This is a genomic window from Microbacterium sp. 10M-3C3 (assembly GCF_003931875.1).
GTDB lineage: Bacteria > Actinomycetota > Actinomycetes > Actinomycetales > Microbacteriaceae > Microbacterium.
On sequence record NZ_CP034245.1, the window covers coordinates 1,789,755 to 1,811,794 of the forward strand.

At 69.6% G+C, this 22,040-nt stretch carries 18 protein-coding genes; 11 read left to right on the top strand and 7 right to left on the bottom strand.

The window, feature by feature from the left end; all coding sequences use genetic code 11:
- Positions 1-25 precede the first annotated feature (25 nt).
- From EI169_RS16690 to EI169_RS08585, 6 genes are read left to right on the top strand one after another with little or no spacing between them, the layout of a single operon-like run.
- Positions 26-1,303, top strand: coding sequence for a conjugal transfer protein TrbL (locus tag EI169_RS16690; protein WP_205783947.1), 1,278 nt, complete (start codon positions 26-28; stop codon positions 1,301-1,303).
- 3 nt (positions 1,304-1,306) lie between these two features.
- A complete protein-coding gene (locus tag EI169_RS08565) occupies positions 1,307-2,773 on the top strand; it encodes an SCO6880 family protein (protein ID WP_125131950.1) in 1,467 nt (488 codons plus the stop codon).
- Between the two features lie 33 nt (positions 2,774-2,806).
- Entirely contained in the window at positions 2,807-3,244 is a 438-nt protein-coding gene (locus EI169_RS08570) for a hypothetical protein (protein ID WP_125131951.1), read from the top strand.
- Positions 3,241-4,725: an ATP-binding protein gene (locus EI169_RS08575; protein WP_125131952.1), complete on the top strand. Its 1,485-nt coding sequence runs from the start codon at positions 3,241-3,243 to the stop codon at positions 4,723-4,725. Before EI169_RS08570 ends, EI169_RS08575 begins: the two co-directional genes overlap by 4 nt.
- A gap of 1 nt (position 4,726) precedes the next feature.
- On the top strand, positions 4,727-5,317 hold the full coding sequence (locus tag EI169_RS08580; RefSeq protein WP_240640374.1) for a hypothetical protein: 591 nt from the start codon (positions 4,727-4,729) through the stop codon (positions 5,315-5,317).
- Positions 5,314-7,125, top strand: coding sequence for a type IV secretory system conjugative DNA transfer family protein (locus EI169_RS08585; protein WP_125131953.1), 1,812 nt, complete (start codon positions 5,314-5,316; stop codon positions 7,123-7,125). The genes EI169_RS08580 and EI169_RS08585 overlap by 4 nt, the downstream gene beginning before the upstream one ends.
- Before the next feature lie 4 nt (positions 7,126-7,129).
- On the opposite strand, the gene EI169_RS08590 is transcribed toward EI169_RS08585, so the two are convergent.
- On the bottom strand, positions 7,130-7,939 hold the full coding sequence (locus EI169_RS08590; RefSeq protein ID WP_125131954.1) for a hypothetical protein: 810 nt from the start codon (positions 7,937-7,939) through the stop codon (positions 7,130-7,132).
- Positions 7,940-8,030: 91 nt separating this feature from the next.
- Between EI169_RS08590 and EI169_RS08595 the strand changes: the two genes are divergently transcribed.
- The 4 genes from EI169_RS08595 to EI169_RS08610 all read left to right on the top strand — a co-directional run bounded on the left by EI169_RS08595 (position 8,031) and on the right by EI169_RS08610 (position 14,764).
- The gene (locus EI169_RS08595; protein ID WP_240640375.1) at positions 8,031-8,471 is read left to right on the top strand and encodes a single-stranded DNA-binding protein; all 441 of its coding nucleotides are present in this window, start codon (positions 8,031-8,033) and stop codon (positions 8,469-8,471) included.
- Positions 8,472-8,480: 9 nt separating this feature from the next.
- Positions 8,481-9,095 carry a DUF4913 domain-containing protein gene (locus tag EI169_RS08600; RefSeq protein ID WP_240640376.1) on the top strand — a complete coding sequence of 205 codons (615 nt, stop codon included), beginning with the start codon at positions 8,481-8,483 and terminating at the stop codon, positions 9,093-9,095.
- Positions 9,096-9,233: 138 nt separating this feature from the next.
- The gene (locus tag EI169_RS08605; protein WP_125131955.1) at positions 9,234-9,758 is read left to right on the top strand and encodes a hypothetical protein; all 525 of its coding nucleotides are present in this window, start codon (positions 9,234-9,236) and stop codon (positions 9,756-9,758) included.
- A 71-nt stretch (positions 9,759-9,829) separates the two neighbouring features.
- Entirely contained in the window at positions 9,830-14,764 is a 4,935-nt protein-coding gene (locus EI169_RS08610) for an SNF2-related protein (protein ID WP_205783766.1), read from the top strand.
- A gap of 1 nt (position 14,765) precedes the next feature.
- On the opposite strand, the gene EI169_RS08615 is transcribed toward EI169_RS08610, so the two are convergent.
- The 4 genes from EI169_RS08615 to EI169_RS08630 all read right to left on the bottom strand — a co-directional run bounded on the left by EI169_RS08615 (position 14,766) and on the right by EI169_RS08630 (position 17,392).
- A complete protein-coding gene (locus tag EI169_RS08615; RefSeq protein ID WP_125131956.1) occupies positions 14,766-15,446 on the bottom strand; it encodes a hypothetical protein in 681 nt (226 codons plus the stop codon).
- Positions 15,412-15,768, bottom strand: a complete 357-nt coding sequence (locus tag EI169_RS08620; protein ID WP_125131957.1) for a helix-turn-helix domain-containing protein — start codon at positions 15,766-15,768, stop codon at positions 15,412-15,414. The genes EI169_RS08615 and EI169_RS08620 overlap by 35 nt, the downstream gene beginning before the upstream one ends.
- 77 nt (positions 15,769-15,845) lie before the next feature.
- Positions 15,846-17,168 (bottom strand): tyrosine-type recombinase/integrase, encoded by a 1,323-nt coding sequence (locus EI169_RS08625; protein WP_125131958.1) that lies wholly within the window; start codon positions 17,166-17,168, stop codon positions 15,846-15,848.
- Positions 17,168-17,392 (bottom strand): DNA-binding protein, encoded by a 225-nt coding sequence (locus EI169_RS08630; RefSeq protein ID WP_125131959.1) that lies wholly within the window; start codon positions 17,390-17,392, stop codon positions 17,168-17,170. The genes EI169_RS08625 and EI169_RS08630 overlap by 1 nt, the downstream gene beginning before the upstream one ends.
- Before the next feature lie 348 nt (positions 17,393-17,740).
- Here EI169_RS08630 and EI169_RS08635 point away from each other — a divergent pair, with 348 nt between their 5' ends.
- Positions 17,741-18,049 (top strand): hypothetical protein, encoded by a 309-nt coding sequence (locus EI169_RS08635; protein WP_125131960.1) that lies wholly within the window; start codon positions 17,741-17,743, stop codon positions 18,047-18,049.
- A 12-nt stretch (positions 18,050-18,061) separates the two neighbouring features.
- Here the strand turns inward: EI169_RS08635 and EI169_RS08640 are convergent, their stop codons facing one another.
- A complete protein-coding gene (locus EI169_RS08640) occupies positions 18,062-19,042 on the bottom strand; it encodes a DUF1731 domain-containing protein (RefSeq protein ID WP_125131961.1) in 981 nt (326 codons plus the stop codon).
- Entirely contained in the window at positions 19,035-22,028 is a 2,994-nt protein-coding gene (locus tag EI169_RS08645) for a bifunctional [glutamine synthetase] adenylyltransferase/[glutamine synthetase]-adenylyl-L-tyrosine phosphorylase (RefSeq protein WP_125131962.1), read from the bottom strand. Before EI169_RS08645 ends, EI169_RS08640 begins: the two co-directional genes overlap by 8 nt.
- Positions 22,029-22,040 lie beyond the last annotated feature (12 nt).

The following is a 22,040-nucleotide window of genomic DNA, read 5'->3' on the forward strand; positions in this document are numbered from 1 at the left end:
CGACCGAGTTGAGATGGCTGAGCCGATGAGTGTTTGTGATGTGCCCGTCATTGCGTCAGTGTGCGATGCCGTGGGTGAGGGAACCGCGTCGCTCATCTCCGCGCCGTTCGACTGGCTTGCGCAGGCAATGGGGCAGGCCGCCGCCTGGCTGTTCGAGAGCGTGTGGACGGTGTTCGACTCGACCACGCTCGTCGACGTGACCGGAAGCCAGTACGTCTCGGTCTACAACGTGCTGTTCGGGGTGGCGATCTTCGTCATGCTCGTCTTCTTCTGCCTCCAGCTCATCACCGGGCTCGTGCATCGAGATCCGATGGCACTGTCGCGCGCGGGCGTGGGACTCGCCAAGTCGGTGCTCGGATCGTTCGTCGCCATCACCCTCACCGCAACCCTGTTGGAGGTCACCGATCAGCTCACCATCGGCATCGTGCAGGCGACGGGCAACACGATGGAGGGCATCGGCGACCGCATGGCCCTGCTCGCCGCTGGGCTGACGACGATCAACATCGCCTCGCCCGGCGTCGGTGCGATCATCACGATCTTCCTTGCCGGGCTCGGCATCGCGGGTGCGGGCATCGTGTGGTTCACGCTGCTCATCCGTAAGGCGCTGCTGTTGGTCGCCATTGTCTTCGCGCCCATCGCACTCGCCGGGTTCACCTGGGATGCCGCGAAGGGTTGGTTCGGACGCTGGGCGGCGTTCGTCGTGGCGCTCATCTTCTCGAAGCTCGTCATCGTCGTCGTGTTCCTCGTCGCCATTGGGCAGATCAGCGCGCCCATCGACCTCGACCTCGCCTCGATCAGCGACCCAATCTCGGGCGTCGTGCTGATGTTCATCGCCGCGTTCGCGCCATACCTGACCTACAAGTTCATCTCGTTCGTGGGCTTCGACATGTACCACGCGATGTCGAGCGAGCAGGAAGCGAAGTCGGCCCTCAACCGACCCGTCCCGCTGCCGGTCAAGGCTCAGCCGAACGCGGCAAAGTCCGTCCTCGGAGGGCAAAGCGGCGCGAGAGGCGGGACTCCTCCCGCGCCGAGCACAGCTCCCGCTGCAAGTGGCGCAGCAGGCGGCGCTGCGGGCGCAGGTGGCGGGGCGGCCGCTTCCGGTGGCGGGGCGGCGGCGTCGGGGGGCGCGGCAGGTGCCGGGGCAGCAGCGGCCGGGCCTGCGGCAGCAGCCGTCGTCGGGGCGCAGGTTGTCAAAGCCGCAGCGACGACTGGCCCGAAAGTCGGTGCCGCGGTCGGCGGCGCAGCAGCCGGGCACGCAGAGACATCAACGCCGCCGATACCCGTGGCACCGAGGAGGGGGTAGAACATGGCCACCCCGCACCCTCCGGCTCCCGAGCAGCAGCTCTCCCCCGTGCAGTTCTCCCGACTCGCGCATCGTGGCATCCTGCTCGGACTGTCGATCTCACAGTTGATCGTGCTGGGCATCGGCGTGGTCACGGTCGTCGCCACGATCTACACGGGCGGTGGCATGGGGCTGGTCTGGACATCTCCGATCTGGCTCAGCTGTCTGCTGCTCGCGGTCGTCCCCGTGGGCGGGCGCAAGCTCGTGGACTGGCTGCCGATCGTGTCGCGCTGGATGTGGCGGAGCACCGCTGGGCAGTTGATCTTCCGCCGCCGTGTCATCAAGCCGCGTCCCGTCGGCACGCTCGCGCTCCCCGGCGATGCGACCGCGCTGCGCGAATGGGTCGATCCCGAGACGGGCGCGGCGATGGTGCACGACCCCCACGCTCAGACTCTGACCGCGGTGCTGGGGGTGACGCACCCGGCGTTCGTGCTGCTCGATCCGGGCGAGCAGGAGCGGCGGATCAACGGCTGGGGTCGGGTGCTCGCTACCGCGTGCCGCTCAGGCCGGATCGCCCGGCTCCAGGTCTGCGAGCGGACGCTGCCGGACTCAGGCACGGGGCTCGCCGAATGGTGGGCCAGGCACGGCACCGACGACGATTCCTGGCCTGCGACCACCTACCGGGAGCTGATCGAGCGTGCTGGGCCGACCGGCGAGCGCCATGCGACGACCATCTCGATTGCGCTCGATATGAACGCCTCGGGACGACAGATCCGCTCAGCGGGCGGCGGCATCCGTGGAGCTGCCGCCGTGCTGCGTCAGGAGATGACCACGCTCGTCACGGCGCTGCGAGCTGCGGACCTCGCCACGACCGGCTGGCTCGCGCCCGGCGAAGTCGCTGTCATCCTGCGCTCCGCCTACGACCCGGCTGCCGCGCCCGCGCTGGAGCGGCACGCCGACATCGGGCGTTCCCTCGCCACCGCGGGGCCGGTCGCGGTGACCGAGAGCTGGGATCGCGTGCGCACCGACTCCGCGCACCACACCGTGCTTTGGCTCTCCGAGTGGCCGCGCTCGCAGGTGTTCCCCGGATTCCTCGCCCCGCTGCTGCTCACCTCCGGCGTGCAGCGGTCGTTCTCGCTCATCTGCACGCCAGTTCGCGCCGACATCGCGGCCCGCGACCTGCGGAAGAAGAAGGTCGGCCTGCTCTCCGACGCAACCCAACGTGCGAAGATCGGGCAGGTCGAGGACGCCTCGCGCACGGCTGAGTACCAGGACGTGCTCCAGCAGGAGTCCGACCTCACCGCGGGGCACGGCGTGCTCCGCTACACCGGCCTCATCTCCGTCTCCGCGCCCACGGTCGATGAGCTGGATGCCGCCGTCGCCGCCATCGAGCAAGCCGCGGTCCAGGCGTCCTGCGAAACGCGCAGACTCGTCGGCCAGCAGGCCACCGCGTTCGCCGTCGCCGCGATCCCGCTCTGTCGGGACGTGTGACGCACCCAGCCCTCGACCCCGGAAGGAGTAGCCATGCCAACCTTCAGCAACCCCGTGCAGGACGCCACGGAGACCCGCCAGGCGGTGCGGGCGCTCGCTCATGCGAGCCGGGCCTTCGCCGACCCCGAGGACACCTATCAGGTGGTCGGCGAGCTATTAGGGACGCTGCGCTCCCTGGAGCAAGTGCTGGAGCAGGTCGCGGCGGCGCATGTCCTGCACCAAGACAAGGCGTTCCTCGACAACGGCGACCACGAGGCCGGGGTCGACGAGGCTTGGGCCGCCGCCAATGCACTGCGCAGGGCCGCAGAACTCGTCCAGTCAGCCGAGACCGCCGTCGATCAGGCGTCGCAGCATTCGAGCTACATCGCGTGGCACCCGGCACCTGTCGCCAATCGACCTGAGTTGGACCCGTTCTCCCGCGACCCGTTCGAGGCACTCCCGGTCAGCTCCCGGCGAGGACTATCACTATGAGCCCCGGCGACCGCGAGCGCCTGCACACCACGGTCCTGCTCGACCCGGCAGGCGAGCGCCGCGCCGCGCGGAAGGCGCGACGGCGAGCGGCGAGCAAGATCGAGACCGCCGACCGCAAGGCTCAGCAGGAGCGGGCGCGGGCAACATGGGAGGCGGAACGCGAGGCAAGGCGGGCGACGACCTACCTGCCACCGTCCGGCGAGACGCGGCCCGCAGCACTCCGCACGCCCGGCCGTTTCCGGCTGCCGCGCCACCAGGACACAAGCGCGACGCTGGCAGGGGCGTATCCGTTCCTCGCCGAAGGCGGGCTCGGCTCCGCTGGCGTGTTCGTCGGCCAGGATCTCTACAGCGGGGCGTCGTTCGTCTACGACCCGTGGGTGCTCTACGCGCAGGGCATCATCACTGCACCGAACATCGTGCTCGCGGGGATTGTCGGCTCCGGCAAGTCCTCGCTCGCCAAGAGTCTGTATACACGGTCAATCCCATTCGGTCGGAGGGTGTACGTCCCCGGCGATCCGAAAGGCGAGCACACGGCCGTCGCTGAGGCGGTCGGCGGCCGGGCGATCATGCTGGGGCACGGGATGTCTACGCGGCTGAATCCCCTCGATGAGGGGCACCGGCCTTCGGGCCTCAGCGATGCCGAGTGGCAGAGCCAGGTCACCTCCCGACGACGCGACCTGATCGGCGCACTCGCCGAGACCGTCCTCGACCGCGGCCTCACCCCACTGGAGCACACAGCCGTCGACATCGCGCTCGCCGATGCGGTGCGCTCGGCCGAGGTGCCGATCCTTCCGATGGTGGTCGACCGCATCCTCGCTCCGAACGCCGAGAACGACGACGGCAGGCTCGCCGAGGACGGCCGACTCGTCGGACACGCGCTGCGGAGACTCGTGGCCGGTGACTTGGCGGGATTGTTCGACGGCCCGAGCACCGTGCGCTTCGACCCGTCGCTGCCGATGGTGTCGCTAGACCTGTCGCGGGTGGCGGAGAACTCGACGCTCATCTCCGTGCTCATGACGTGTTCGTCGGCGTGGATGGAATCGGCGCTGCTCGACCCGGCGGGCGGCCCGAGGTGGGTCGTTTACGACGAGGCGTGGCGGCTCATGTCGCATCCGGCGCTGCTGCGCCGGATGGACGCACAGTGGCGGCTCGCGCGGCACTACGGCATCGCCAACCTGCTCATTTTCCACAAGCTCAGCGACCTCGACAACGTAGGCGACCAGGGCTCGGCGATGCGTGCGCTCGCCTCGTCGCTGCTCGCCAACGCGGAGACGAGGGTGATCTACCGGCAGGAGAGCGATCAGCTCGGCGCGACCGCCCAGGCCCTGGGGCTCACCGGAACCGAGCAAGGGCTGCTCCCCGGTCTCGGCACCGGGCAGGGGCTCTGGAGGATCAAGAACCGCTCGTTCGTCGTCCAGCACCAGCTCCACCCTGCCGAACTTGCGATGTACGAGACAGGTCAGAAGGCCAGAGGAGCGTGAAATGTCCATCACCCTTTCGCGGCGACGCCGCGCTCGCTCAGCGAGCGCCGAGCAGGAGGACTCAGCCAACGTGCCGCCCGTGCTGCCGGTCGTGACGATGACCGTGCAGGCGAACGCGACGCTGCGCGTCGCGGTCGACGGAGAGCCGTTCGGCCCACCGACGTTCGCTCCGCCGTGGCAGCGGCACTCGTTCGCGCAGATCATCAGCGAAGTGATCGAGCAGCGCCGCTCCCCCGTCCGCGTCGTGGTGCACGAACTCGACGGCACCGTCTACACGGACATCGTGACCGCTCCACTGCACCCTGCATCCCTCGACCAGTCCCCAGCTGAGCTGCCGCCGGCCTCCGTCGAGCACGACGACCTTGCACCCGACGATGCTGCGCCGCTGCACCCGCTCGCACTCCAGAACGCCGAGGGCTTCGTGCCGGGCGAGGATGTTGCCGTCGCGGTCATCGTGCGGCACACCGGAGCAGGCCGCGAAGGTGCAGCTCGGGCGTTGATTGAGACGGGTCTGCTCGACCTCAGCCCCACGCACGAGGTCATCCTGCTCGGCCGCGTATCCGGCACCTGCATCGTCGGGCACCCGGCATGACCAGTTCGTCACCGCGAGCCGGGGCGTTCGGCGACGAGCTGACGAACCTCGCCCTCGGCGCGCTCATCGGTGCGTTGCTGCTGGCCGGTGCGCTGCGCTTGGCCGGGAGCATCGCTGCGTTCGTCACGGGCGCGCCCCAGCCCGCGGCGGGTCTCGAAGCGGGAGTCGGAGTGGTCTTCCGCGCCGACGACCCCGGCTCGGTACTCGGCTCCGCGTCGCTCAGCCCCGTCGCCTACTGGATCACCGTCGCACTCCTGCTCGCCGCCATCGGCACCGCGGCGTGGTTCATCTGGCGATGGGTGCGCGAGCTGGGCAAGCGGACCAAGGCCGACCCGAACCGGATCGAGGGAATCGCCGATGCGCGCGACGTGCAGCGCGCCGCATCCGAACGCGACCTTCTGCGTCGCGCGAAGACGCTGCGCCCCTCGCTCACGGACCCGAAGCCCGAGCAGGTCGGCTACCTCCTTGGCACCTCGCGCGGCAAGGGCGTGTGGACATCCGTGGAGGACTCGATCCTGCTCATCGGCCCGCCGAGATCCGGGAAGGGTGCGAACATCGTCATCAACTCCATCCTCGACGCGCCCGGTGCGGTCATCACGACCTCGACCCGGCCGGACAACCTCACGGCGACGCTCCGCGCTCGCCAGGCGCGTCGCGGCCCGGTCTCCGTGTTCGATCCCCAGCATCTCGCCGAGGGCGTGCCTGCGGGTCTGCGATGGTCGCCGATTCGCGGGTGCGAGGTGCCCCTGACTGCGATGATCCGCGGCACAGGTCTCGCCGCGGGAACCGGCCTCTCCGGCCCCTCCGTCGAGAACGGTGGATTCTGGGAGGGCAAGACGCGCACGGCGCTTCAGGCGCTTCTGCACGCCGCAGCCCTCGACCATCGGCAGCCCGCCGAGCTGTTCCGCTGGACGCTCGACCCCGCGGCTGCCGCGGATGCCGTCTCCATTCTCGCCTCGCACCCCCAGGCTGCGACCGGATGGGCCGAGTCGCTCGACGGGATGCTGCAATCCGACCCGCGCACGCGAGACTCCATCTGGCAGGGCGTCTCGCTCTCTCTCGCCTCCCTCGCCGACCCGCGGGTGTTGGAAGCGGTCAGTCCTAGCGAGGACGAGCAATTCGACCCCGAGGCGTTCCTGCGCGACTCCGGCACGCTTTACCTGCTTGCGACAGGAGCCGGAGCCGGAGCGTCCTCGTCGCTCGTCGCGGCGTTCATCGAAGATCTCGTGGAGACGGCCCGGCGCATCGCCGCGCGCTCGCCGGGCGCGCGGCTCGACCCGCCCGTGCTGCTCGCACTCGACGAGATCGGGAACCTCGCGCCTCTGCCTTCGCTCCCGGTCCTCATGGCAGAGGGCGGCGGCACCGGGCTCACGGTGATGCCCGTGTTCCAGTCGCTCGCCCAGGCGCGAGGTCGTTGGGGCGACGACGCCGCGACCGCGATGTGGGATGCGAGCATCACCAAGATCGTGCTCGGCGGCGGGACGGACACACGGCACCTCCAGGACATCTCCACACTGATCGGCGAACGCGACGAGACGACAGACTCCGTGACCGTCGGCGAGCGCGGCTTGCGCTCGAATCAACGCTCGATCCGCCGCGTCCCGATCATGAAGGTCGAAGACATCCGCACCCTGCCCCAGGGCACTTCACTCGTGCTGCTGCGCTCTGCGCCGCCGATCATCACGTCCATGCGTTACTGGCTCCATCGGCCGGATGCCGAAACGCTGCTCGCCCAGCGCGCCGAGGTCGAGGCGATCATGCAGCCGGGCACCGCTGCGGGCGGCGCGCTCGCGCTTCCCGCGGAGTAGCGGGTCAGGCGGGAACGAGGTCGCCCTGCCCGTCTTCGTCGGGGAACCTGCGGCCTTCCGTGAGATGGAGTGCGTCCCTCACTGTCTGGCTGCGCAGCGGCACATACTCACCGTCGAGAACGCCACCGCCCCCGAACATGCGCATGAACTCGGCCGAGGCACGCTCGTCCAGGAGGGTGGGGTTCGCCTCCAGCATCCGGTTCATGTTCTCGATGACTTCGGGCGATGAAAGTTGCTCCAGGGCTCGGTGCAGCTCGGGCAGCTCCGCTTGATCGTCAAGTCGCACGTTGGAGAGGATTCGCCGCTGCTCCGCGATGAACGCTGACGCCGCGAGCATCGCCAACAGGCGCTGCTGTGCCTCCTCGCTGCTCATCCCGATGCGGGTGTCGTCGATGGCGAGTTCGATTGCGGTCGAGATGTCGGCGGGTTCAGCCTTCGACAGCGCGGTAAGCGCGAGCGCCGCAGACTCGTCGCGGGCAGGTACGACCTTCGGCTTTCGGGCAACGAGCTTCTTGAGTCCTGGCCACGCCGTATCCAGCCACCATCGCTTCACATGAGGAGCTGCCGCGATCGCAATCGCAACCAGCGCCGCTCCCAGGAGCACGCCGAGTTCCTCAGCACGGCGGCGATCCTCGTCGCTCAACCCCTGCGGCTCGGAGTCCGGCTCGTATTCGTACTCATCGTCGGGGATGAAAGTCGCATGGGTCTCGACTCGACCTTCGTCGTTGTAGAGGTTCTGACTGAGCCCCCCGTCGTTCTTGCGCCCCGGTGTGAAGTCGTCGTCGTAGACGTACTTGCCCCGGATCTCAGCCATGCCATCACAGTAGTCGGGGGCGCGGACGGTCGAGCCTGCGCACCTATCGGGTAGCAGTCCTCTCTCGGCAGGAGAAGTTAGGAGCATCCCGATGCGAACCAAAGAATCCCTGTGGGGCTTCTTCGCCAGCGACCCGCAGTTGTCCTTCAACGAGGACGGTGAGGCGCGGATGTTCGCCTGGATCGGTCAGGAGCAGTTCGAGCGCAACCCAGACGGCTCGTTCACCCAGGGCGAGACGAAGTTCTACCCGTTCAAGATGTTCCGGCGTAGCGCGGAGCACGCTTACGAGAAGTTCGCGCGCGGCGACAACTTCGTCGCCAGCGGCCACGTCCAGAAGTTCAGCTACACGAAGAATGGTGAGACGGTCAGCGGCGAGGAGTTCATCGCCACGCACATCGGCCCCGACGCCGCCCGCACGAGTTACGCCGTCGACCGTGGCCGGTCGCGGTCGCAGCAGGTCGAGAGCGCGCCCATCGAAGCGCCCGACCCGACCCTCCCGCAGCAGCCGTCGCCCCGACCGATGACGCTGTGAGGCCGCGTCATGACCACCGAGACGACGCTGTTCCCGCCGGACGATCCCGACTTCGACGTGCCCCCGCTCGAAGAACCGGAGCCGGAGCCGGTGACACCTTCGCCGAGGCCGGCCAAGGAGCCAGACGCCGAGACGGAGGATGCGCCCGAGCCGCCGCGTCCCGTGAACTGGAACATCCTGACCGCGGCCGAAGCACAGGTCGAGTGGCTGGAGCTGAACGCCTTCGTGAACTGGCTGCGCCACGAGTTCGGGCTGAGCGTGAATGTCGTGCCGCCATACTGGCACCGGCACCCGGAGCTGGTGTGGCCGCTGTCGGCGCTGCGCCAGCACTACCTGAATGCCTACGACAAGAAGCAGCACGGCTCGGCACCCTTCGGCTGGTGGCGAGACTTCTGGGCTTTCATCCCGCAGCTCCGGGACGCGGTGACGGCGTGCGGGACGAAGCTCAACACGGATCGCCCGACGCGGCAGGCTGTCTGGCCGGGCGAAGACGACCTGCCCCCGGTCACGGAGACGATCATCCCCAACCGGGACGCCGACTTCACGCAGTTCGTCAAGGAGGACGTGGCACGCAGGCAGGCCATCGAGGACGAGTTCTACGCCCGCCTCGCGGCGGAGCAATAGGGCGCGGACGGTGACTGCGAATGGCGCGGCAGCGATCCCGGAAGCCCTGGCCGGGGCAACTGGAGTTCGATCTGTGGGGGCTCGACGAGCCCGCGGCCGACGCCGCGCTCACCGCAACTCGGGAGGCTGGGGGAGGCGATGAACAAGTACGGGCAGATGGCGCTGTCCCACTGGCAGGCGACGGCCCCGAGCCGAGTGGCGGAGCTGACCGATCCGGCGGCATTCTTCGAGGCGATGGGCCTGGAGATGCAGACGCAGGTGACGAACCTCGCGTCAATGCTGGCGGGGAGCGACCGGCAGGGGGAGACTTTCTTGCAGAAGGTCGCCCGGCTGACAGCAGCCCGGAAGCAGGCGGAGGAGGTCGTGATGTCACAACTGGCGTGGATCACCGACCCGAGCCTGCCGCTGGATCAGGCGCGGGAGGAATGGGAGCAGACCCGGCCCTCCGACGAGAACCTGATCCTCTGGGCGGAGCGGATGCAGGACTGCCCGGATTCGATGCCCTCCTCCGTGGAACTGGAGGAACTGGCGAAGAAGTGGGCGCTCAGCGTCGAGTTCCTGCTGGAGCTCGTGGCGACGGAGCCCCCGCGGGAGTACATGCGGGCGAACCAGGCGACGCTCGCCGAGGCGGCGACGATCCGCTTCTTCCGCGAGCTGCGGTAGCGCCCCGTTTCGTCCCTGCCTCGCAGGACGACCTCGGGCCGTCAGGCGCGAAAGCGCGCTATCGGGCGAACGTGGAGGCGATCCAGCTCATCCACGATCTGAACTCGACGGGTCGCCCCGTGTCCCCGGAAGGTCAGCGCGTGCTCGCCCGCTGGTCGAGCTGGGGCGCGATCCCCGAGGTGTTCGATGACCTGAAGCCCGATTGGGATGCCGAGCGCGCCGAGCTGCGCGAGCTGCTGAGCGACGACGAGTGGGAGGCCGCGGAGCGGACGACCATCAACGCGCATTACACCGACCCGACGATCGCCCGGCAGGTGTGGCGACTGCTGGACGGCCTGGGGTTCAGCGGAGGCGCGGTCCTGGAGCCCGGCTCCGGGGCGGGCACGTTCATCGGCCTCGCGCCGGAGTCGGCACAGATGACCGGAGTGGAACTCGATCCGCTGACGGCGGCGATCTGCGCCGAGCTGTACCCGCACGCGACCGTCCGCGCCGAGTCCTTCGCCGACACCCGACTGCCTGAAGGACACTTCGACGCCGCCATCGGCAACGTGCCGTTCAGCAGCGTCACCCTGCACGACCCGCTGCACAACGCGACCCGGCAGTCGATGCACAACCACTTCATCATCAAATCGCTGCGCCTGACCCGGCCCGGCGGACTCGTCGCGGTTCTCACCTCGCACTTCACGATGGACGCGCAGAACCCCGGCGCGCGGCGGGAGATGAACGAGCTGGCCGACCTCGTGGGCGCAATCCGCCTGCCCACCGGGGCGCACCGCCGAGCCGCGGGGACGGAGGTGGTGACCGACCTGCTCGTGTTCCGGCGGCGACCGGACGGCGAGCAGATGCGCGACGACGCCTGGGAGACGGTTGCGCAGGTGCCCATCGACGGCGTGCCGATGCGAATCAACCGCTACTTCGATGAGCACCCGGAGCAGATGCTCGGGGAGGTCGGCGTCGGCCACGGGATGTACGACGCGGCCACGCTCACCATCACGACCGATCTGGCCGACTTGGAGGCGGAACTCGCGGTCGCCGTCGACCAGATCGTGTTCTCCGCGCGCCGGGCCGGGCTGACGATGACCGAGCGCACCGCCGAGCAGCAGGCGCGCCGGGCGGCGTTCACCCCGTCGGCGCCGGAGCTGTGGGACGGCAGCATCGTGGCGGGCGAAAGCGGCGGCTTCCGCACCGTTGTCTCCGGCTCGCTGGAGCCGCTTGCGGTGCCGAAGTCCGCCGAGCGCGAGCTACGCGCCCTGCTGCGTCTGCGCGACGGGGCATCTCGCCTGCTGACCGCGGAAGCTGCGAGCGTGGACGACACGCCTGACATCGTGCTCACCCGCACGACGCTGCGCCGTGACTACCTGAAGTATGTCGGCACCTACGGGGCGCTGAACCGCTACACGCTGCGCCCCACCGGGCGCACGAACGAGGACGGCGAGGAGACCTTCGCGCGCATCGTGCCGACCCCGATCCGGCTTCTGCGCTCCGACCCGTTCGGTCCCCTGGTGCTCGCGCTGGAACAGTTCGACGACGAGGATCAGTCCGCGTCGCCTGCCGCGATCATGAGTCACCGCGTGGTGGTGCCGCGCGCCGAGGTGCAGGGTGTCGACAGCCCGGCCGACGCCATCGCGGTCAGCCTCGACCGCACTGGCCGCATCGATATCACTCTCGTCGCCGACCTGCTCGGCATGAACGACCGCGAGGCGCGCGAGGCGCTGGGAACGCTCGTGTTCGCCGATCCGGTCACGAACCAGCTCATCCACGCGCCGGAGTATCTGTCGGGCGACGTGCGGGTCAAGCTCGAAGCGGCACGGCTCCGCGCCGAGGACGACCCGGAGTTCCAGGTCAACGTCGATGCGCTCGCTGAGGTGTTGCCCGCGCCGCTGGGCATCCAGGACATCCACGCGAAGCTCGGCGCGGTCTGGATCAGCGCCGACGTGCACGAGCAGTTCCTGCGGAGCACCCTGCGCGCGCCCGACGTTCGCGTGGAGAACCCGCTGCCAGGCATGTGGGAGATTCGCGGCGGTCGGCAGGGGCTGCCCTCCACCTCGGAGTGGGGCACGCCTCGCCGCCCCGCGCCGGACATCGCCCAGGCCGTCATGGAGCAGCGGACGATGCTCGTCTACGACGAGGAGAAGGACATCGACGGCAAGGTGCGTCGCGTGCTCAACCCCGTCGAGACCGCCGCAGCGCAGGAGAAAGCCGACGCCCTCCAGGAGCGGTTCAGCGAGTGGGTGTGGGAAGATCCAGCCCGCGCACAAGCACTCGTGGACGAGTACAACCAACGCTTCAACTCCATCGTGCTCCGCGACTACACGGATGCCGGGGCGTATTTGTCGTTGCCCGGCCTGGCGTCGAACTTCGAGCCGCGCACGCACCAGCGGGCCGCTGTCGCGCGCATGGTGTCCGAGCCCGCCGCGGGCCTGTTCCACGAAGTCGGCGCGGGCAAGACCGCGGAGATGATTATGGGCGCAATGGAGATGCGCCGGATGGGGCTCATCAGCAAGCCCGTCGTGGTCGTGCCGAATCACATGCTGGAGCAGTTCGGGCGCGAGTGGCTCCAGATCTACCCGCGCGCCCGCGTGCTCGCGGCGTCGAGCCTCGACCTCACGGCAGACAAGCGGCGGCTGTTCGTTGCCCGCGCCGCCGCGAACGAGTGGGACGCGATCATCGTCACCCAGGGCGCGTTCGCCAAGATTCCGCTGCGCGCCTCGACCCAGGAGCAGTACATCCGAGGGCAGGTGGAGGACGTGCGGCAAGTGCTGGGCGAGGCGACCGGCGAGCAGCGGATGAGCGTCAAGCGCATCCAGCGCAAGCTCCTGGCGATGGAGAACAAGCTGAAGGAGCGCACCGATACCGACCGCGACCGCGGGGTCTGCTTCGAAGACACGGGCATCGACTACGTCATCGTCGATGAGATGCACATGTACAAGAACCTCGCCACGGAGTCGAACATCCGCGACGCTGCCATCGAGGGCTCGGATCGCGCGAGCGACCTGCATATGAAGCTCGAATACCTTCGCTCGGCAGGACGCGAGCGGGTTGTGACCGCGGCTACCGCGACGCCCATCTCGAACTCGATCACCGAGACCTATGTCATGCAGCGATACCTGCGGCCCGACGTGCTGGAGTCGGCGGGTGTTGGCGCGTTCGATGCGTGGGCGGCGACGTTCGGCGAGCTGGTCACGCAGATGGAGATCTCGCCGACCGGCAGTACCTTCCGAATGAAGACCCGCTTCGCCCGGTTCCAGAACGGGCAGGAGCTGCTTCGGATGTGGTCGGTGTTCGCCGACGTGAAGACCGCCGACGACCTCGACCTGCCCGTGCCCGCGCTCGTGCAGCGCGACGACGGCAGCCGCGCGCCCTCCACCGTGCCGGTGCAGCCGACCGTCGAGCTGGAGCAGTACGTCGCCTCCCTCGCCGAGCGCGCCGAGAAGGTCGCCACCCGCCAGGTGCGGCCCGACGAGGACAACATGCTCCTGATCGCCACCGACGGACGCAAGGCCGCGCTCGACATCCGCATGGTCGTCCCCCGCGACCCGTCCGGGCCGAGCAAGGTCGACGTCGCCGCCGACGCGATCCACCGCATCTGGGAGCGCACCCGAGACAACGAGTACCTCGACACGGTGACCGGGCAGCCCTCCACGGTGCGCGGGTCGCTCCAGCTCGTGTTCTCCGATATCGGCACCCCGAACCAGGACAGGTGGAACGCCTACGACGAGCTGCGGCAGCAGCTCGTGCAGCGCGGCATCCCCGCCGAGCAGGTCAGGTACATGCACGAGGCGAAGACCGACGTGGAGAAGGCCCGCCTGTTCGCCGCGGCCCGCGCCGGCCACGTCGCCGTGCTCATCGGCTCGACGGAGAAGATGGGCGTCGGCACGAACGTCCAGGCCCGCGCCATCGCGCTGCACCATCTGGACTGCCCGTGGCGGCCCTCCGACATCGCGCAGCGCGACGGGCGCATCATGCGGCAGGGCAACCAGAACGAGGAAGTGGCGATCGTCCGCTACGTCACCGAGCGTTCCTTCGACTCCTACATGTGGCAGACGGTCGAGCGGAAGGCCGCGTCGTTCGCGCAGCTCCTGCGCGGCAAGATCAACGCCCGAGAGATCGAGGAGATCGACACCTCCGCGCTCTCCGCAGCAGAGGCCAAGGCCATCGCCTCCGGCAATCCGCTCCTGCTGGAGCACTCCGTCATCCTCAACGAGGTGAACCGGCTCCGCCGCCTCCAGCGCGCGCACGAGCGCAACGAGGACATGCTCGTCCACACCGGCAATCGCGCCCGGTCGTCCGCCGAGCGCGCCGCCGCGGACATTCGCGGGCTGGAAGCCGCCGCCCCACGGATGATCGACACGAGCGGCGACAGGTTCCGCATCACGCTCGGCACGCGCGACTACGACTCCCGCTCCGACGCCGCGCACGCCCTGGCCGCGTGGATGGGCGACTCCGGGCTGAAGTGGCTGCCCCGGTACGGGCACAAGGACTTCGGGATCATCGGCCGCATCTCCGGCTTCGACATCCACGTCGAGGCCCGCTCCGGGCTCACCACCCTCGATGTGACCGTCTCCCTGCCCGAGGTGTCCCGCTCGGGATTCACGATGCCGAAGGAGTCGTTCCTAGAGGCCGGGCTCGGACTCGTGCAGCGCATCGAGAACCGCGTCAGCGGCATCCCCTCCCTCCTCGACCAGGCCCGCGAAGACCTGGCAGAAGCCGAGCAGACCGTCGCTGACACCCAGCAGCGCCTGGGCCAGCCCTTCCGCCACGCCCAGGCCCTCGCCGACGCCGAGGAAGACCTCGCCCGCGTCGAGTCCCAGCTCGCCGCGATGCAGGACGAACCCGCACCCGAGCCCGCCGCGCCAGAGTCCGAGCCCGTCGAGCTGACTATCGAAGCCGTGCGCGCCTACGAACCGAACCTCGGGTCGCGGGAGGGTGCGGGGCGTGAGCCCGCGGCCCCATTCGTCCCCGCGCCGCCCCCGGCCGCGCCGCCGGGCAACGCCCCGCGGCTGTAGCTCAGCGACACTCCGGGCCGAGCCCGTCGATGATCGTGGCGGGGTCGGCGATGATCTGCTCGCAGCGCAGGCAGCGCGCACCGCGAAAGATCACCTCCGGTTCGCCGTGGATTCCTTGCTCGGGCGCGATGTCGTAGAGGTCCGCGTGTGCGGCGAACAGGCGCGGATGGTTCTTGGCGATGGAGGCGTGGAATTGCGCGGGCGTGGTCGGCGGGTTGAGCTGACGCTCGACGAACAGGTCGATCACCGTCGAGTAGGCATCGCGGGTGAGCCGCGCGGCGAGGAACAGATCGGGGTTCACCGCCGAGATGCCGACGCTAGCAAGATCGTCCAGCCCGTAGTCGTCCACATCCTCGGTGATCAGGAACCGCGCGCCCGCGGCCGCAGCATCGGCAAGGATCTGCCGATCCGCGCCCTTCGTCCCTCCGAAGCGTTCCGCACCCGTGCCGGTCGGCCCGAGCAAGACGTCGAATCGCTCCCGGACACTCGACGGCGGCAACGCCCTCGGGCGCATGTGCACCTGGGCCTCCCGCTCGGCAGCCCGGCTCCAGAAGGCGCGGAAGCCGCTCGGCACCCCGCCGACGACCAGCAGAGTCCGAGTGACGGGCTTAGCGATGATGTTCGCGTCCAGGAGAACGCGCGTCAGCTCACTGATCGCCGAAGAGGTCGTCACGGAGTTCATCGCGCGTCAGCTCCACGAGGTCGCCCATCGTCTTGCGCCAGTACCGCTCGAACTCCTCGTAGGGGATGCGATTGCGATTGCCGACCTTGACCGCGCGAATCTCCCCCGCCTTGATCTTCCGCGAGATGGTGGGACGAGACACGCCCATCGCGTTGGCGACCTGCTCGGGGGTCATCATGCGGCGCTTGGCCGTCAGCGTCACCGTCTCCCCATCGGCTGCCGCCTGCTGCACATACGCGGCGACCTGCTCCAGCCAAGCCGGGCGCGCCCCGGCGCTGGAGCGCACATCCTCCGGGTTGATCGTCAAGCTCGTCATGGTCATGACCCCATCCTACCTCCACCTGCACACTCTGGACAATACAAGTGTTCATATGGCATCCCCTTCTTGAGCCTTACAGTTCATGCGTCGATGCCCGCGAACGCCTCGTCGAGCGCGTCAGCCGCGACCTCGACGATGAGGTCGGGACGCTTCGCGTAGTGCCCTTCCGTGATGTCGGTACTGCTGTGCCCGAGCAGGTCGCGTGCGACCTCGACGCCAGCCGTGTCCGATACCGCGGCAGCGACGGCCTTGCGGAGACTGCGGAAGGTGAGATGCTCGGCGTCGACCCCAATAGCCAACAGTTCCGGCTCGAACTCGCGGCGGAACATCCTGAGCAACTCGCCGACTGCGCTGGGGTCGCGCGGACGGCCGCGCTCGGTCGTGAACAGCACGTCGTCTGGATTCCGCTCGGAGTCGGGAACGTGGCTCGCCACGAATTCGCTCAGTACCTTCGCCGCGAACTTCGGAACGCGAACCCAACGCTTCTGCCGCTCCGCCTTGGGTGAGTCCTGACGGAACAGGCCGCGGGACTTGGTGCGCACCATCGTCCCGCCGACCCAGACGAGCGCCTCCATCGTGAGGCTTCCATCCGGTTGTTCCACCGCCTCGAACCGCACGTCCTGGAACCGGATCGCAATCGGTTCCGCTGTCCGCTCGGAGGTGCCGAGCGTGATGAGGATGTAGTCGGCGAGCAGCTTGTAGTTAGGCCGTCGACCCACCGGATACCGCTTCCGGTGCCGCTCGGGCCACACCTCGCGGATGAGGTGGAGGATGTACTTGACCTGCACCGCGTCGAGTTCGAAGTACACCGTGTCCGGCTCGTCCGCTCGTCTGGTCGCACGGATCGGGTTCGCCACGACGACCGCCCCGTACCGTGTGTTCTGGATCGACCCGGCAGCCGAGAAATGCCCCTGCTGGATCGCCCAGTCGAACATGAGCGACATCACGTTCCGAACCTTGTTCGCGGTCGTCACCGACTTCTCCCGTGCGATGTCCATAAGCAGCCCATCAGCACGGTCGGCAGTGATGTCGGCGATGGGGATGGCCCCAGCGCGCGGGATGACATGCGCGCGCACCACCGAGGCGTAGCCATCGACGGTCTGCTCGCGGCGCTGGCGCAGCACCCGCGGATCGTCGTCGTGGTACGCCGTCTTCAGCCACGTCGTCGCCAGCTCAGCGACGGTCATGAGCTGTGTTCGTCGCGCCAGGACTCGACCGACGGCGACATCAGCCGCTTCCTGCAACGCGGTCAGAGCCTCAGCCTCGGTCGCTCCGCTGCCGCTGGGACGACGCTCTTGCCCGTTGCCGTCATAGACCCGCGCTCGCGCGATGACCAGGCCGTTCGGCTCAACGGTGTAGGTCACCTTGCCAAGTTCGCCGAGCGCGCGCTTCGGCCGAGCCATCAGTCGCCCGCACTTTCCGTCGGGGCCACGATCCGCCCCGTGATGAACGCCTCGACATCCTCATCGCGGTAGCGAACGTTGTGCGACGAGAGCGCGACGAACGGCAACCCGAGACCTCGGCTGCGCGCACGCTCTGTCCGCCAGTCAGCGAGCGTCCTGATCGGGATGCCCGTGTACTCCGCAAGCTCCTGCGGAGTCCAGAGGCGGGGGCGGGCGTCGCTCATACCAATGAGGTAGGCGGCACCACCCGTCGACCTCCAGCGAACCCCGTAGGACGGCCAAGAATCGAGTAAACGGACGGGTTCTCGGACAGCCGCAGCAGCGACCCCACCCATGCTCACCATTGCACTTCCCTGTGTTTGCAGGGAAGTGTGAGCCTGCGGAACCCCCTCCGGTTCTCAGATCCTCAAGCCGAGCTGTACTTCGGGGTCTGATCCACGGATCACCGCATCGGGAGCCCGTCAGCCATCCGGCCGGCGGGCTCCCGTCGTGTCCCGGGCCGGCGCGCTAACCCAGGTCGGCTGGGAAAACAAGACGGCGTCTTCTGCGGCTTGTCCTGCGACGATGCACACGTGACGCTCACCGCTCCCCCGCCTCCGTCGGCGGCCGTGCCCGACGAGGGCTGCGGCGACCTGCTCCGGCGTGTGGCCGACGGTGACCGCGCCTGCTTCGCGCAGCTCTACGACCTCTTCGCGGGACGGATCTTCGGCCTTCTCACGCGGGTCGCCCACGGCGTCACCGCGGAACGACTGCTCGTCGAGGTCTTCGACGAGGTGTGGCGGACGGCGCGAACCTGCCCGTCGTTCGACGAGGCGGAGGACTGGATCCTCTTCGTCGCGCGGCGTCGTGCCGTCGTCGCCGCCCGCGCCCGCCGCGGGTGATCTCGAGCGCGGTCAGCGGCCGAGCACCGCGCGCACGGCGTCGTCGAGCTCGGCGTAGCGGAACGAGAAGCCAGCGGCCTGCAGCCGCTCGGGGACGACCCAGCGGCTCTTGAGGACGAGCTCCGGCTCGGTGCGCAGCGCCCACATCGCCGGTCCCAGCACCCAGCGGGGCGCGGGCAGCGCGATCGGCATGCCCACGGCCGCACGCAAGGTGCGCATGAGCTCCCGATTCTCGACCGGATGCGGCGCGGCGAGGTTCACCGCGCCGTCGATGTCCGCCCGCCCCACGAGGAAGTCGATCGCTCCGAGGGCGTCGTCGAGGTGGATCCAGCTGAATCGCTGCCGGCCGCCACGGCTGTCGTGCGGATGCGGCGCCGCGGCCGTCGCATGCGGTCCGATGCCGCGGTAACGGTCGTGCGGGAACCACGGTCCCTCCAGCTGGGGCCCGCCGAGCCCGAACCGCGCGAGGCGCAGCAGCATGCGGGTCGCGGGGCCGTCGCCGAGCACGATCGCCATCCGCAGTGCGACACGGCGCAGGCCGGGCAGATCGTCGGCGAACAGCTCCGCCTCCCAGTCGCGGGCCACGTCGACGGAGAAGCCCGTCCCGAGCTCACCGGCGGTCTCGGTCTGCGGCCGATCGGTGGCATGACGGTAGATGGTCGCGGTCGACGCGTTCAGCCAGGTCGCCGGCGGCCGTTCGGCCGCGGCGACGGCGGAGCGCAGCATCCGCGTGGTCTCGATGCGCGAGCGGTAGATGAGGTCGCGGCCCCGGTCGGTGTAGCGCCGGTCGACCGACGCGCCCGCGAGGTTCACCAGCACGTCGGCGCCGTCGAGGACGCGGCGCATTCCCGCGGCGTCGCGCCACGTCGCATCGCCGTCGCGTCCGATCGTCTGCACGAGCACGCCGCGCGCCGCCCATCGGCGGTGCAGCTCAGAGCCGACGAACCCGGACGCGCCCGCGATGACGGCGCGGGCCGGCATCGGCTCAGCCATAGAACAGCTTCTCGAACACCCGCCGTGCTCGGCGCGTCGTGGCGAGGTAGTCCTCTTCGACGCGCGTGGCCGAGCGCGGCGGGTACTCGAGGATGCGTCCGATGCCATCGAGCTTGCCCCGGTCGGTGGGCAGCACGTCGGTGGTCGCCCACGACAGCAGGGTCGCCGCGGAGCGCACGCGGCTCGCCAGCCGCCACGCGGCTTCCAATCGCTCCGCCGACAGACCGTCGACGAGACCCGCGTCGCGTGCGGCGTGCAGCGCGTCGAGCGTCGACGTCGTGCGCATGCCGGGCACGCCATGCGCGTGCTGCAGCTGCAGGATCTGCACGAGCCACTCCACGTCGCTGAGCGACCCGGGCCCGAGCTTGAGGTGCCGGGCGGGGTCGACGCCCTTCGGGAGCCGCTCGCTCTCGACGCGCGCCTTGATCCGCTTGATCTCGCGCAGCCCCTGCGGGTCGATCTGCTGCGGGTACCGCACCTCATCGGCGAGCGTCGTGAAGGCGTCGATCAGCTTGACGCTGCCGGCGATCCCTCGCGCACGCAGCAGCGCCTGCGCTTCCCACGACAGCGACCAGCGCCGGTAGTACTCGGCGTACGCGTCGAGCGAGCGCGCGACGGGACCGTTGCGACCCTCGGGTCGCAGCCCCGCATCGAGCTCGAGCGGCAGCCGGTGGTCTTCCGAGTGCTGTCGGAGACCCGCGACGATCTGCAGCGCGAGCTCGTGGGCGCGCTGCGGATCGACGCCGTTCGGCCGGTAGACGTACATGACGTCGGCGTCGGACCCGAACCCGAGCTCGCGGCCGCCGAAGCGTCCCATCGCGATCACGGAGAAGTCGAGCGCCGCATCCTCGGGCGGCACGATCTCCCGCCGCACCGCGCGGAGGGTCGCCTGAATCGTCACCTCGGTGATCGTCGTGAGGGCGCCGGCCAGCTCGTCGATCGTGAGGTAGCCGAGCACGGCCGCCATCGCGGTGCGCAGCATCTCGCGCCGGCGGAGCGCGCGCACCGACCGCATGGCGTCCTCGATCGACGCATGCCGGGTCTGGATCGCCCGGGCCTCCTCCTGCAGCGCGACACCGCCGCGTGGTCGCAGCAGATCGGTGTCATCCAGCCATGCGGCGGATTCGGGGATCCACTCCATGAGCTCGCCGATGTACCGCGAGCCCGACAGCGCGTGCGTGAGGCTCTCGGCGGCGGCGGAGGAGTCGCGCAGCATCCGGAGGAACCACGGGCTCTCCCCCAGCCGCTCGCTGATGCGGCGGAAGACGAGCAGGCCGTAGTCGGGGTCGACACCGTCGGCGAACCACCGCAGCATGATGGGCATGAGGTGGCGTTGGATCGTCGCCTTGCGGCTGAGACCGGTCGTCAGGGCGGCGATGTGACGGAGCGCCCCGACGGGATCGCGGAAGCCGATCGCCGCGAGGCGGTCGTGCGCCTGCGCGGCCGACAGCGTCCGCTCCTCCTCGCCGAGGCCGGCCACCGCGCTCAGCAGCGGGCGGTAGAACAGCCGCACGTGGATGTCGCGCACCTCGCGCTTGATCGCCTCCCAGCGCGCCTGAATGCCCTCGCCGCTGTCGGCGAGCCCGGTCGCACGGGCGAGCACCCGCAGCTCCTCCGGACGCGTGGGCATCAGGTGGGTGCGGCGCAGGCCGCGCAGCTGCAGCCGGTGCTCGATCAGGCGCAGCATCCGGTAGTCGCGCGCGAACGCCGCCGCGTCGGCGCGACCGATGTACCCCTCGGCGACGAGCGCGTCGAGGGCCTCCAGCGTGCCCCGCTGGCGGATGCGGTCGTCCGTCAGGCCGTGCACGAGCTGCAGCAGCTGCACCGTGAATTCGATGTCGCGGATGCCGCCCGGCCCGAGCTTCACCTGGCGCGGCACCTCGTCGGTCGGGATGTTGTCGGTGACCCGCTCGCGCATGCGCTGGACGTTGTCGACGAAGTTCTCCCGTGCGGCGCTCGTCCACACCTTGGGCTGCACGGCCGCGACGTACTCGGCGCCGAGCGCGGGATCGCCGGCGAGCGGCCGCGCCTTGAGCAGCGCCTGGAACTCCCAGCCGTGCGCCCAGCGGTCGTAGTAGGACAGGTGCGAGCCGAGCGAGCGCACGAGGGCGCCCTGCTTGCCCTCCGGCCGCAGGTTCGGATCGACCTCCCACAGCGGCGGCTCGATCTCCGGCCCGGAGATGCCGCGCATCGTCTGCACCGCCAGGCGCGTCGCGATGTCGATCGCGCGGGCCTCGGCGACCACGTCGTCATCCAGCGAGCCGCCGACGAAGATCACGTCGACGTCGCTGACGTAGTTCAGCTCACGCGCGCCGGCCTTGCCCATGCCGATGATCGCGAGCCGGGCCGCGGCGACCTGCTCACGCGGGAACGTGGCGGGGCCGGGGCCGGCCAGCCGCGTGCGCGCGACAGCGAGGGATGCTTCCAGAGCCGCGCCCGCCGCATCCGCGAGTCGCTCGGACACGACGTCGATCACCTGCGCCGCGTCGGGGTGGCCGAGGTCGAACGCCGCGATACGGGCGAGCATGCGGCGGTAGCGCGTGCGCAGCGCCGCCCACGCCTCGTCGGCGCCGGATGCGGCGAATCCGCTCGCGTCCGCACCCACGGCTGCGAGCAGCTCCGACGCGATCTCCTCGGGACCGGGGAGGGCGCTCCCCGCTCCGCGCAGGTTCGCGAGCTCGTCGGGGTGCCGCAGGAAGAATTCCGCGAAGCCGCTGGATGCGCCGACGAGACGCCACAGCGACGCCCAGCCGTCCCTGTCATCGGCCAGAGCGGCCACAGCGGCCGCGTCGCGGCGCGCGATGCGCACGATCGCCGCGACCGCCTCGTCGGGGTCGGCGCCCAGCGCCGCCACGGCGGCGAGCGCGGCGCGCGGCGCGCCGATCAGCTCGCCGAGCTCGCCGAGCAGCGCGTCGGCCTCGGTCAGCAGAGAGAAGCCGCTGCGCGCGAGGGCGGTCAGTGCCGAGGAGCGCTCACCCGAGGTCATCGGCGGACCGCG